The 13,064-nt window shown below is 33.6% G+C and carries 13 protein-coding genes and 1 other annotated feature; of the genes, 11 read left to right on the top strand and 2 right to left on the bottom strand.

What is annotated here, in order from left to right:
• Nucleotides 1–77: 77 nt before the first annotated feature.
• From G7082_RS09390 to G7082_RS09410, 5 genes are all read left to right on the top strand, one after another.
• Nucleotides 78–1,556, top strand: coding sequence for a DEAD/DEAH box helicase (locus G7082_RS09390; protein ID WP_166034838.1), 1,479 nt, complete (start codon nucleotides 78–80; stop codon nucleotides 1,554–1,556).
• Nucleotides 1,557–1,732: 176 nt separating this feature from the next.
• Nucleotides 1,733–2,131: a nucleoside-diphosphate kinase gene (gene ndk, locus G7082_RS09395; RefSeq protein WP_166034839.1), complete on the top strand. Its 399-nt coding sequence runs from the start codon at nucleotides 1,733–1,735 to the stop codon at nucleotides 2,129–2,131.
• Nucleotides 2,132–2,436: 305 nt separating this feature from the next.
• Nucleotides 2,437–3,135, top strand: a complete 699-nt coding sequence (locus tag G7082_RS09400) for a response regulator transcription factor (protein WP_166034840.1) — start codon at nucleotides 2,437–2,439, stop codon at nucleotides 3,133–3,135.
• Nucleotides 3,128–4,459: a sensor histidine kinase gene (locus G7082_RS09405; protein ID WP_166034841.1), complete on the top strand. Its 1,332-nt coding sequence runs from the start codon at nucleotides 3,128–3,130 to the stop codon at nucleotides 4,457–4,459. The genes G7082_RS09400 and G7082_RS09405 overlap by 8 nt, the downstream gene beginning before the upstream one ends.
• A gap of 116 nt (nucleotides 4,460–4,575) precedes the next feature.
• Complete coding sequence (locus tag G7082_RS09410) at nucleotides 4,576–5,214, top strand: PepSY domain-containing protein (RefSeq protein ID WP_166034842.1); 639 nt, start codon at nucleotides 4,576–4,578, stop codon at nucleotides 5,212–5,214.
• A 99-nt stretch (nucleotides 5,215–5,313) separates the two neighbouring features.
• Here G7082_RS09410 and G7082_RS09415 read toward each other — a convergent pair whose 3' ends face one another.
• Together G7082_RS09415 and trpS are read right to left on the bottom strand one after the other, a co-directional pair.
• A complete protein-coding gene (locus tag G7082_RS09415; protein WP_166034843.1) occupies nucleotides 5,314–7,227 on the bottom strand; it encodes a M13 family metallopeptidase in 1,914 nt (637 codons plus the stop codon).
• Nucleotides 7,228–7,301: 74 nt separating this feature from the next.
• Nucleotides 7,302–8,312 (bottom strand): tryptophan--tRNA ligase, encoded by a 1,011-nt coding sequence (gene trpS, locus G7082_RS09420; protein ID WP_166034844.1) that lies wholly within the window; start codon nucleotides 8,310–8,312, stop codon nucleotides 7,302–7,304.
• Nucleotides 8,313–8,365: 53 nt separating this feature from the next.
• Nucleotides 8,366–8,578: a binding site (T-box leader), on the bottom strand.
• A gap of 161 nt (nucleotides 8,579–8,739) precedes the next feature.
• Between trpS and G7082_RS09425 the strand changes: the two genes are divergently transcribed.
• The 6 genes from G7082_RS09425 to G7082_RS09450 all read left to right on the top strand — a co-directional run bounded on the left by G7082_RS09425 (nucleotide 8,740) and on the right by G7082_RS09450 (nucleotide 13,048).
• Entirely contained in the window at nucleotides 8,740–9,606 is an 867-nt protein-coding gene (locus G7082_RS09425) for a helix-turn-helix domain-containing protein (protein WP_166034845.1), read from the top strand.
• Nucleotides 9,607–9,609: 3 nt separating this feature from the next.
• A complete protein-coding gene (locus tag G7082_RS09430; protein WP_166034846.1) occupies nucleotides 9,610–10,527 on the top strand; it encodes an FAD:protein FMN transferase in 918 nt (305 codons plus the stop codon).
• Nucleotides 10,528–10,545: 18 nt separating this feature from the next.
• The gene (locus tag G7082_RS09435) at nucleotides 10,546–11,154 is read left to right on the top strand and encodes an NADPH-dependent FMN reductase (protein WP_166034847.1); all 609 of its coding nucleotides are present in this window, start codon (nucleotides 10,546–10,548) and stop codon (nucleotides 11,152–11,154) included.
• Between the two features lie 15 nt (nucleotides 11,155–11,169).
• The gene (locus G7082_RS09440) at nucleotides 11,170–12,354 is read left to right on the top strand and encodes an NAD(P)H-dependent oxidoreductase (RefSeq protein ID WP_166034848.1); all 1,185 of its coding nucleotides are present in this window, start codon (nucleotides 11,170–11,172) and stop codon (nucleotides 12,352–12,354) included.
• A gap of 87 nt (nucleotides 12,355–12,441) precedes the next feature.
• Nucleotides 12,442–12,771, top strand: a complete 330-nt coding sequence (locus G7082_RS09445; RefSeq protein ID WP_166034849.1) for an AbrB/MazE/SpoVT family DNA-binding domain-containing protein — start codon at nucleotides 12,442–12,444, stop codon at nucleotides 12,769–12,771.
• Nucleotides 12,761–13,048, top strand: a complete 288-nt coding sequence (locus tag G7082_RS09450; RefSeq protein ID WP_166034850.1) for a type II toxin-antitoxin system RelE/ParE family toxin — start codon at nucleotides 12,761–12,763, stop codon at nucleotides 13,046–13,048. Before G7082_RS09445 ends, G7082_RS09450 begins: the two co-directional genes overlap by 11 nt.
• Nucleotides 13,049–13,064: the final 16 nt, after the last annotated feature.

The following is a 13,064-nucleotide window of genomic DNA, read 5'->3' on the forward strand; positions in this document are numbered from 1 at the left end:
TGTGGAAGCTAAAAAATAAATTTAGGCAAGTGAAGGACTCAAAATTTTTACTTGTTTAATTGAAGGATGTAGATTAAATGAGTACCAATTATTTTGTGAATTACCCTTTAGATGAATCAATCATCAAAGCCTTAGATGTTTTGAAATATACAAAACCAACCCAAGTTCAACAGGAAGTCATACCATTATTATTAAATAAAAAAGATGTGATTGTAAAATCTCAAACAGGTAGTGGGAAAACGGCTGCTTTTGGTATCCCTATTTGTGAGTTAGTGGAGTGGGAAGAAAGAGCACCGCAAGCCTTAGTCCTAACACCGACAAGAGAGCTAGCGACACAAATTAAAGAAGAAATCTTTAATATTGGTCGTTACAAACGAATCAAAGTAGAAGCGTTGTTTGGTAAAAGTTCTTACCAATCACAAGTTAAAAATTTAAACCAAAGAACACACGTAGTTGTTGCAACACCAGGTCGTTTGTTTGACCACATTGAAAGAGGCACAATTGATTTAACAAAAATCAAAACAGTGATTATTGATGAGGCAGATGAAATGTTTGCCATGGGATTCATCGAACAAGTTGAAAAAATACTAAGAGAATTACCAAATAAAAGAGCCACAGCAATGTTCTCAGCAACTATGCCAAAAGGTGTTGCTTCATTAGCTGAACGTTTCTTGAAAAAAGCACAAATGGTAGAAATCGAAACCACAGAACAATCTAAAAAACGTATTTTCCAACAATTTGTTCGTGTAGAAGAAGATACTAAATTATCAACAATGAAAGATATTCTAGTCGTTGAAAACCCAGAGAGTAGTATTATTTTCTGTAACACAAAAATCATGGTAGATAAGTTAACTTACGAGCTTCAAAAAGCTGGCGTTAAGATCGAGATGTTACATGGTGGTATGGAACAAAGTGACCGTAGTTCTGTGATTCAAGATTTTAAACGTGGTTACTTTAGACACTTAGTCGCAACAGATGTGGCAGCTCGTGGGATTGATGTGGCTGATATTGGCTTAGTTGTTAATTACGATTTACCTGAAAAAACAGAAACATATGTCCACAGAATAGGACGTACGGCTCGTTTTGAAAATAGCGGGAAAGCTTTATCTCTTGTTAATCACCGTGATAAGCCTCAATTTAATGAAATTTTAGAATCTCAAGATCGTTTGATTGAAGAAGCTTACCGTCCGTCAAAAGCGATTGTTGATAAGTATCGTATGGAATTTGATATGAAACAAACGCAAAAACCGAAACTTAAAAAAGAAAAAGGTCATGATTTTAAAGATGATATCATGAAAATCCACATAAATGCTGGTAAGAAAACAAAAATGCGCCCCGGAGATGTTGTGGGAGCACTATGTAATATAGAAGGCATGACTGGCGACGATATCGGTGTGATTAATTTAATGGATATCTCAACTTTTGTGGAAATTTTAAATGGTAAAGGTGAGATGGTATTAAAAACACTACAATCAATGCCGATTAAAGGACGCATTCGCCGTGTGAGTCGTTCGAATGAAAGTAACTATGAAAAAGACTTAAAAAGAAATAGATAAAATATTTAGGTTGTGACAGAAGTGTTTAGCTTCAAGAAATAAGAAGCTACTTCTGTGACACCGATTGTTTAATATTAAAGCAAAGGAATTAATAATTTAATTCCTTTTTTCTATTGATTTAACTAATGAAAACGCATACAATTAGAATGTTATTTAAATTTTAGGAGGATGTATGAATGGAAGAAACGTTAGTTATTATTAAGCCAGATGGTGTGAGACAAAAAGCAGTAGGAGAAATCATTGCTCGTTTTGAACGACGTGGTTTTGAGATTAAAGCCATGAAACAAACAGTTTTAGAAGAAGCTGTTGTAATGGAACATTATGCTCACTTAAAGGAAAAACCTTTCTTTAGAGAAGTGGTTTATTTCATGATATCTGGACCAGTTGTTTGTATGATTTTAGAAGCAGAGCATGGGATTGCTTCAGTTCGCCAAATGGTAGGGGCAACAAATCCACAAGAAGCATTACCTGGAACAATTAGAGCTGATTATGGTTTTATTTCAGGTTCAAATGTGATTCACGCTTCAGATTGTCCAGAAGCAGCTGAAATCGAGATTAAGCGTTTCTTTGGTTAATAGAATAATGTTTTGAGGCTGACTTTGATTTTTGTCAGTCTTTTTTATTTCTTGAAGCTGAACACTTCTGTTACAACTGAATAAACGGTAATAAAAAAGCTGCTCCTACGACAACTTCAAAAATTAAAATTAATTCAAAAACCACGAATTATTTTTAATTTCCTCCAGTTGCTTGGAGCAAAGCACTTTTTTATTCACCTCTTGTAACATGAAGAAATTTTCATTTTTTCTTTTTTTAAATAGATAGAAGATTCTACTCTAGTTTAGTAAACTAGAGAAAACAACTATCGATTGGAGTGAACGCTATGAGTAACTCATTAATTTTACTAGTAGAAGACGAAGAAAGTTTAGCTAGTTTCATTAAGACAGAATTAAAATTTGAAGGTTATGAGGTTTTATGGGCAAAAAATGGACAAGATGCTTTGGAACTATATGAAGAAAATATAGATAATATTCAAATGATTCTTTTAGATTGGATGTTACCTATTTATGATGGTATTACAGTGGCACGAAGAATTAGAAAAAATAGTGATGTGCCAATCATTATGATGACCGCAAGAAATCAAACCACAGATATTGTAGTGGGATTAGATACTGGCTTAGATGATTACTTAACGAAACCTTTTGAAATTGAAGAGTTATTTGCTCGTATGCGGGTAATTGAGCGTCGATTGAAAAAACAAGAGGAGAATATCCAAAGTTTAACTTATCATGGTATTGTGATCGATATTGCCAAGCATTTGGTTCACTTAGACAATGAAAGCGTGGAGTTAACACCAAAAGAGTTTGGTATATTATTTGAACTCATTAAAACACCAGAAGTGGTGAAGACGAGAGATGACTTGTTAAATGAAATCTGGGGGTATGATTATGACGGGCAAACCAATGTCGTCGATGTTTATATCAGAACCCTTAGAAATAAATTAGGGGCTGATTCGTTTGGGCGCATGATTCAAACGGTTCGTGGGGTTGGTTATGTATTGCGAGTTGATCAAGATGAATAGGAAGACAGCTCAGTATCAATTAACCAAACGTTTTATGGGGATTTTTCTTGGCATATTAGTGATTATGAATATTTTCTTTGTTCTTGCGGCGACAACTTTCGTTTATGATTTCTTAGAGAATAAGTCAAAAGGGGTTGTTAGTAGTCTTAAAAAAGAGCAAGGACGTCAAACAGATTGGACTTATCGTATCGATAATTTTGTTTCAAAGAAAAATGATGATGTTTTAATTATCGAAACCAATGATGGAGAGACTATTTATTCAGAAAAAAGCTATAAAATATTTGATGAATTGTACCACGGTAAGTCTTTGCCATTTTTAAAACACATTATTTTTAGTGAAGAGGGCGTTTATTTTGTTGAGCAGGGAGAGTATGATAGCTTCAAGTTTCAATTAGCTATTAGTGGTGAAACGGCAATGGAACTTGCTTTTGGTATGTTTGGTATTAGTGTGATTTTAAATATTGTCGCCATAATTTTAGGAAGCATCTTGATTTACTTTAGTGTTCGAAGATGGAGTCTAAAATTGAGTAAAATGTCCAGTGAAATTAGTCAGATTGATATTTCAGGAAAGGCTGAACTAAGTGTCCCAGAAGATCCTATTGAAATCACAGAAGTAGCGGAATCTTTTAATCATTTACTAAGAGAGCAACGTGAAGCAATCGCAAGAGAAAAGCAGTTCATAACAAATGCTTCTCACGATTTAAGAACGCCATTGGCAGCAATTAGAGGGCATGTTCAACTGATTCAACGAAGAGGGAAAGAACATCCAGAAGTTATTCCAGAATCGATTGCCTTTATTGATAAAGAATCTAAGCGACTAGAAAAATTAAGTAATCAGTTACTTGTTTTAGAAAAAGAAGACATAACAAGTCAGAAAGAAGTTTTTAATTTATCGGAGATTCTACTCTATGAAATTGAGAAGATTAAATTATTATATCCTCAAGAATTTACCTTTGATTTTGGAAAACAAATAGAATTTGAAAGTTATCCTGGTGACTTGCAGCAAGTTTTTCAAAATTTAATTGAAAATGCGGCTAAATATTCTTCGGATGATTCAATGATTGAAATTATCTTAAAAGAAGAAGAGAGTCGACTGATTTTTAGTGTGAAGGATCAAGGAATTGGCATTTCTGATGTAAATAAGCAACATATTTTTGAGCGCTTTTACCGTGTTGATAGCTCCCGAACGAGTAAAGTGGAGGGGTCTGGTATTGGTCTCTCGATTGTGAAAAAGATAAGTGATAAGTACAAAGGTAAGTTAACGATCACAGATAATAAACCAAAGGGAACTGTTTTTGAGTTATGTTTACCAAAGATGAAATAAAAATGAAGAAAACTTCATCTAGCATTTATCCAAAATTGATTTATTAAACTCTTTTAGTTGGTAATATTAAGACATCAAAGAGATAAATAAATAAAACATGAATGGAGAAATTAAAAATGAAGAAAATAATAATGACAGGTTTAGCAGTGGTACTTTTAGGAGCAATGGCAGGATGTAGTTCTCAAACGGAGATTAAAAAACCAGTAACTGAAACGAAAGAAGTTTCTAAAACAACGGGATCTTCAAGTAAAGATACTAAGACAAGTGGTAGTAAAGATACAAAAACATCTACGGATACTAAATCTTTAAATGAAGTCAAAATCATCACGTTGAATGAAGCCAGTGAAATATATACAAAAGCTCATCCAAAGACGGATATCATATCTATGGAGCTGGAATATGAAAAGGGCGACTTCTTCTACAAAGTTAAAGGTGTAGATGACACGAATAAGTATAAAATGTTAATCAATGCCTCATCAAAAGAAATCAAAAAAGACAAAGAGAAAAAATTAGAGTCTGATGATAAAGTGAACCGTGCAGAGGCGAAACTTGGTTTGAAAGATATCCAAACAGTGGATAAAGTAACTGAGATTGCTGAAAAAGAAGCAGGTGCCGGTAAAGCAAAAGAATGGCAATTGAAAAAAGAATTAGGTGTCACTTTCTGGGAAGTAGAAGTCAAAGACGGCCATAAAGAAACAAAAGTTAAACTTGATGCTAAATCAGGTAAAGTGTTAGAAAAGAAACAAGAAGATTAATATAAAAAAAGAGTTCTTACTAAACCAAAAAAACTTTAGTAAGAACTTTTTTTTATTTTCTCCAGTTGCTTGGAGCAAACCACTTCTATGACAACCTAATTACCAAATACTAATTCTTTTCTCTGGCTCTAGGTACATCTCGTCTTGTTTTTCGATGTTGTATAGTTTGTGGTATTCTTCGAAGTTTCTGACTTGCATGTTGGCACGGAGTTTGTTTGGTCCGTGAACGTCCACAGCAAGTAGTAAGTCAGTGTATTGTTCTTGCGCTTTATTACGCCAAACGCGTGCCCAGTTTTCAAATAATTCCTTACCGTTATAATCGTCTTCTAATTGAGCAGCTTCAAGAGCACAACTCAAGCCACCAGCATCCGCAATATTTTCAGAAACTGTTAATGTACCGTTAACTTGCCCATTGCCAAACGGAATGCCGTCAAATTGAGCAATCATCTCATTCGTTAATTTTTCAAAGTGAGCCAAATCTTTTTCAGTCCACCAGTCATTCATATTCCCAAATTCATCAAATTTAGCCCCATTATTATCAAAAGCATGAGAGATTTCATGAGCGATCACGGCACCAATACCACCATAATTTTGACTTCTAGTTTGTTTAAAGTCATAGAATGGTGCTTGGAGAATAGCCGCTGGGAAAACAATCACATTTTTTTGTGGGTGATAGTAAGCATTGACCATATCAGCACTCATTTCCCATTCGCTACGATCAACTTTTGTGTTGTAGCGTTTAAAAAGATCTTTAGCTAACAAACGATTGAAGTCCATAATATTTTCAATTAAAGAGCCACCATCAGCTTTTGATTTTGTTTTAAGATTGGCATAAATAGCTGGTATTTTTTCGGGGAATCCCACATGAATACCTAGCGTATTTAATTTCAAAATGGCTTTATCTTTCGTCACTTTTTCTAGCCACGTATTGTTAGTTAGGCGATTTTGATAAATTTGAATCATCTCATGAATCATGTCTTCCACATCTTGTTTGGCTTTTTGACCAAAGTAGTTTTCAGCGTAATATTGACCAATGACTTGATCAAAGTAGCCAGTTGCAGTATAGAAGTGTAGTTTTTCACTGGAAATCATCTCTTCGGCACCTGATAAAGCTAGTTGATAACGAGAGGCAACGGTTCTGAATTCTTCTGTTAAGAAATCACCAAGGCGTCTTGTTTGTTGAACGAGTAACCAAGCTTTAAGATTTTCAAATGTCTCAGCAGTGATTAATTGTTGGAAGTTTTCAAAATACTCTGGTTCAGTGACAATGACTTCTTTTGGTGTTTCTTCCAGTAAACCAGAAATTAAAGTATCTAATCGAATGTCTGAATGATAGTTTTTAACGTCTTCCAAACGTCTTGGATTGTACTCTTTTGTATAATCAGCACTTTCCTCAGAACTTCGAATAAAAGGCACTAAACTTTCGTCAAAAGCCATAGCATTTGAAACGATGTTACTTGCTTCCCTTTCTGATTTACCAGTTAGAACTAAAAGTTCAGTCATCATACTTTCAAAGGTATTAAGCAAGTCTTTTTTATTTGGATGATCTTCTGCGTAATAAGTTGTATCAGGTAAAAACAAAGGTGCAGGTGATAGTGAAACAGCATAAGTGTCTGCTTGTTTCATATCAGGTGCCACGTAAATCCCAAAAGGTAAGGGGTAGCTTGATAAGACCCAGTCAGTTAAATCTTTTGGTAAATCACTTAAAGAGTTAAAAGATTCAATGTATTCGAGTCGTTTTTTAAGTGGTATCACACCTAATTTTTCTCGTTCATCTGTGTCAGCAACTAAACGATAAAAATCAACAAAGGATTGAAGTTCTTTAGTGTCTAAAGAAATCTCGCCAATCTTCATTTTTTTAACATCTGACATCAGTAGTTTTTCAATCTCATCATTTAAAAAGGTGAAACTATTAATGACTGGTTTATCACTGGGGATTTTAGCGGTTTCTAACCACTCGTTGTTAACATACTCGTAAAAGTCTTTTTTTGCTAAATTACTATTTTTATCCATTTACTCACTCCTTTAACTATAGTTAATATTATAGACCAATTAGAAATTAATTAAAAATAAAACTCGTTATTTGTTTAATAATAATTAATTCCCATAGCTTTTTTGACTTCATCTAAGGTAGTAGCAGCACGAGCTTCTGCCTTTATACTGCCTGCTTTTAAAATACTAAGTAGATAATCTTCTTCTTTTGCTAATTGAATTCGTCTTTCACGTATAGGACGCAATGTCTCTTGAATAATCTCATTAAGATAGAGTTTAATTTTCACATCTCCAAGTCCACCTTTTTCGTAGTGTTCTTTAAGTTCAGCAATTTTTTTATGATCATCTCCAAAAATCTCTAAATATTCAAAGACCATATTACCTTCAACTTGTCCTGGATCATTCACATGAATATGATTCGGATCAGTGTACATGCTCATGATTTTTTGTTTAATTGTATCTGGCTCATCAGAAAGGTAAATTCCATTATTTAAAGATTTACTCATTTTACCTAAGCCATCTATTCCTTTTAAGCGTTCTTGGTTTTTCTTTGGTAAGACAATTTCAGGTTCAACCAAACAATCTGTCTTGTAAATCCGATTAAAACTTCTAACAATTTCTTTGGTCTGCTCAAGCATAGGTAGTTGATCGCCACCAACCGGAACATGAGTTGCTTTAAAAGCAGTGATATCAGCAGCTTGACTGACAGGATAGGTTAAAAATCCTGCTGGTAAACTGGTTTCAAAATTCTTTTCTTTCATTTCTGATTTCACAGTAGGATTTCGGTAAAGTCTTGAAACAGTAACAAGATTTAAATAGTACATCATCAGTTCTGAAAGTTCGGGTATCTTTGATTGGATAAAGATGGTTGATTTGCTTGGATTAATTCCCACTGCTAAATAATCAAGTAAGACTTCTTTTAAATTATCTTGAATTTTTTTCGGATTATCCGCATTATCTGTTAAAGCTTGTTGATCAGCAATCATAATAAATTGTTCTGTATTTTCTAAGTCTTGAATCGCCACGCGGCTTTTAAGTGAACCAACGTAATGTCCTAAATGTAATTTGCCAGTTGGACGATCTCCAGTTAAATAAGTATGTGTCATTTTTTATTCCTCCTTAAAATAAAAAAACTCACCCTCCAATCGATATAAACCGATTGGAGGGTGAGTGAAATCACGGTGCCACCTCTAAATTAACTTAAGTAGTTAAAACTACGCTTGGTAACGCTAGCTTAGCGGATAGACCTACTTAGTCATTCAATCTATCAGTTCAAAAGCCCATTCCTATATCTTTTTTTACTAATTTACACCAACCATTAGCTCTCTTTGAAAAAATAAATATAGTACTTTTCTTTATTAATCACTTCTTTGTATGAAATTAAATACAGTATAGGCTTATTTAAAGTGAAAATCAAATAAAAATAATATATAATTTTTTATATATTATGATTGACTAAAAATATATAAGGCGTTAGAATGAACTTAGTTAAATATGTGATAAAAAGCACAAAAATATAGAAAGGAGATTCAAATGAACGTTGATTGTTTTATTGAAGCAAGAAAATCAAAAGGATTATCTCAAAGTGAATTAGCCGAAAATATTTGTACACAAACAACTTTGAGCCGTTTTGAGAACAATGGTCAAGTTCCTAATTTAAAAACACTGATTAAATTATGTACCAGATTGGATTTTCCGATTGGTGATTTATTTCCTAAAGTCGGTTTAAAAAATACAGAAGTCGTTAAAAAAATGGATAAGATAGAGTTTTATTTTATTACTAGTGAATATGAAGAAGCTCAAAATTTACTGGAGTCATTAAAGATCACTTCAGAAGATGAAAATTCAGATATTACTTTAAGGTACTTGTATTTAAAAGGTTTTCTAATGTTTTTTAGAAAAGAAGAACTAACAGATATTTTATTTACTTTTGATCAAATTTTATTGAATGAAACAACTACTGAAAAGAAAATGTATCAATTATTAGCTTATACAGGTATTGGCATGACTTATGCTAGAGAAAATGATTTTGAAAAATCTGAGTTTTATTTTAGTAAAGTGATTGGTCAAATCTATGATTGTCCTACAAATAGTATCGAGGATATGTGGCGTGTTTTAAATATGGTCTTTCATGCAGGTGTTTATTATGCAGAAACTAATGAAATTGAAATAAGCAATGCGTTACTGGAGTATGCTATTACAATATGCTCAGAAAATCACGTAACTTATTATTTAGCAAGAGCTGCTTTCCAATTAGCTTTAAATAGTGTGGTTGAAAAGAAGGACATCCCTGAAACCTTAGAACTGCTGTATGATGCAAGAGCTTATGCAAAAGTAAACGGCAATCAGGTGTTGTTAAAAAAGATTAAAGCTTTAGAAATAGAGCTTAAGGAGGTCTAGCGAATGAATATTGCTAATGAGCAAGTCCGTTTAATGGGAACCGTGATTGACTTACAAATTAGTCATACAAATGCCCAAGAGATCCTTAAAGAAACCATCCTTGATTTAAAAATGTATGAGAAACGCTTTAGCGCCAACGATCCCACATCCGAGTTGATGGCTGTTAATACCCAAGCAGGCATCAAGAGAGTAAAAGTAAATAGAGAATTGTTTGAGCTAATAAAATTAGGGAAAGAACATAGTCTTGCTGAGGGAAGTCTTCTTAATATTGCCATAGGGCCACTGGTTCAAAAGTGGCGTATCGGTTTTAGTGATGCCACTGTTCCTAATGACGAAACAATAAAAGAATTACTCCAAACCGTTAATCCGAAAAAAATCCTTCTTAATGAAACAGAACATAGTGTTTACCTAGAAAAAGGCATGTTAATTGATTTAGGTGCTCTAGCTAAAGGCTTTATTGGGGACCTTGTTCTAGGTAAATTAAAACAACAAGGTGTAAGGTCCGCTCTCATTAATTTAGGTGGCAATATTTTAACTTTGGGAACACCACCTAATAAAGAATGTTGGAAAATTGGGATTCGAACACCTGGCGAATCTAGAGAGTCTTATGACTATATTTTGAAGGTTAAAGACAAATCAATTGTCACATCAGGTATTTATGAGCGTGTTTTAAAAACTAAAAACAAGACCTATCACCACATTCTTAGCCCGATAACAGGTTATCCAATGGAGACTGAAACTCTAAGTTTAACGATTGTTTCAGATAAGTCAGTAGATGGGGAAATTTGGACAACTCGTTTGTTTGGTCAAACGCCTGCTGAAATAATGAATGAAATCAATCAACATCCCGAAATTGAAGGTATTTTGATTACCAAAATTAAAACATACTTGAGTCGTTATATAAAAAATTATATAAACTAATGAAAAGAGGACATAATGATGAAAAAAATGATTGGCTTAGTTGGAACAAATTCTGACAACTCAACAAACAGACAGTTATTACAATTTATGAAAGAACACTTTAAAGGAGTTGCTGAGATTGAAATTGTCGAAATTAAAGAGATTCCTTTATTCAATAAACCAGCAGATAAACAAGTACCAGAAATTGTGACAGAGATCGCTAAAAAAATCGAAGCATCAGAAGGAGTAATTATTAGTACACCAGAATATGATCATACCATTCCAGCTTCTTTAATGAATGCTTTAAACTGGTTATCGTATCACATTTACCCATTTTTAGATAAACCGGTCATGATTACAGGCGCATCATACGGCACACTAGGCTCATCGCGCGCCCAGCAACATTTACGTCAAATGTTAGATTCTCCAGAACTCAAAGCGCGTATCATGCCAAGTTCTGAATTTTTACTTAGTCACTCTCTACAAGCATTTGATGAAAGTGGTAAGTTAAAAGATCAAGTCCAAATTGAAAAATTAAACGGCTTATTTAAAGATTTTGTTATCTTTGTAGATATTATGAAACAACTAGGAAACGCTCATGAAGCAAATAAAGAAGAAGCAGAAAATTTTTCTTGGGAAACCATCTAATAGGAGGAAATGAAAATGAAATTAGTCGGAATTGTAGGTTCTAATGCAGACCTTTCTTATAACAGAATGTTACTTAATTACATGTCAAAAGCGTTCAAAAATTTAGTGGAGATTGAAGTCTTAGAGATCAAAGATATCCCTTTGTTCAACCAAAGTGATGATCAAACTAATAGTGCACCTATTCAATATTTAAACAAAAAAATATTAGAAGCAGATGGCGTGATTATTGCTACACCTGAGCATAACAGAAGTATTCCAGCAGCACTAAAAAGTGTTTTAGAATGGCTATCATTTAAAATCCATCCATTAGAAGATAAACCTGTGATGATTGTGGGAGCTTCTTATTACGATCAAGGGTCGTCTCGCGCTCAACTTGATTTACGCCAAATTTTAGATGCTCCTGGTGTGAATGCCATGGTGTTACCAGGGAATGAATTTTTACTTGGTAAGGTTAAACAAGCCTTTGATGAAGCGGGGAATCTTAAAGACCCAAAAACAAAATCATTTTTAGAAGGGACATTGAAAAAATTCATCCAATTTGTTTCTCTAGTGACAAAACTAGAAGAAAAAGAAGCCGCAGTTTTACCTAAAGAAGATTTGAATGCGACTGGAAAAGTTGAGACGACTATTGAAGGTGTTAATATGGCAGCCGAAGATTGGGTAGAGGTTGCTGCTGAAAAAGTTGGTGCAGCTGAGGGTAGTGATTATGTCAAATTAAATCGTGGGTTATTAACCGTGGATCAATTGAATTATTTCCTTTCATCTATGCCAATGGAAATTACTTATGCAGATGATAACAATCAATTCTTATATTATAATCATGTGTTACCAGCCGAAGAGATGTTAGCCTCAAGACAACCAGGTCAAGTGGGAAATCCATTAGCAAATTGTCACCCAGAAGCGTCTCTTAAAGGGGTTGAGTGGGTAATTCAACAGTTACGATCAGGGGCAACGGATTGTGTCCGTGTCAACGTTCCAACTCATGGACCAGATAAATATGTGGTTCATAATTACCAAGCGATTCATGATGAAGAAGGAATTTATAAAGGAATCAATGAATATATCTTAGATTTTAAACCGATTGTAGAATGGTATTTAAAACAAACAGGTCAAACACTTGTTGGAGATGTGGATGCAGTGTCTAGTGCTTCAACAAAAGATGATGATGTGGATGCTGTTTCTAGTGCGTCGGTGAAATAAGTTTAAATTTTTTGTAGATTAACTAGAAATAGTGTAAACTGTAATTACATAGTAATTACAGTTTTCTTATTGAATGGAGGGATATCTATGATTACTAAAACAAGAAAACAAGGCAACTCTATTATGTTAACTGTTCCCAAAGAGTTTGATGTTCCAAATGGTGTTGAAGTAGAAGCTAAATTGGTAGAGAATGGGATACTATATGAATTTGTCGAACCTAAAAGAGATTTTTTTGATTTTAGCGAAGATATTTTATCAGACATTATTTCTGAAGGCTACAACAATGAAGAGATATTGCAAGAATTTAAGAAAAGAAAAACAAAATTAACGTCAGATTTTAAGTCCATTGCTAAAGAAACAGTTATTAATTCTAAACCAATGACCAAAGAGGAGTTGGCGACAGAAATTGGCCTATGAGATTATTCCTTCAAAACATGTTGTGAAATACTTAAAGAAATTAAGAGAAAAAACATTAAAAGAAAAATTTCTTAATGTAATGTATGATGAAATAGCTACTAATCCCTATAATGGTGAGCAAAAAACGGGTGATCTAACTGGTGTTTGGTCTATGGGATTTAAGTATGCCGGAACGACTTACAGAGTAGCTTATGAAATTAAGGATAACGTAGTAGTACCTGTTCTGTTGTGTGGCACACATGAAAATTTTTATGAGCAGTTAAAAAAGATTAGGTGAGAACCTAATCTTTTTT

It is taken from the genome of Vagococcus hydrophili (assembly GCF_011304195.1).
In the GTDB taxonomy this organism is placed as follows: domain Bacteria; phylum Bacillota; class Bacilli; order Lactobacillales; family Vagococcaceae; genus Vagococcus; species Vagococcus hydrophili.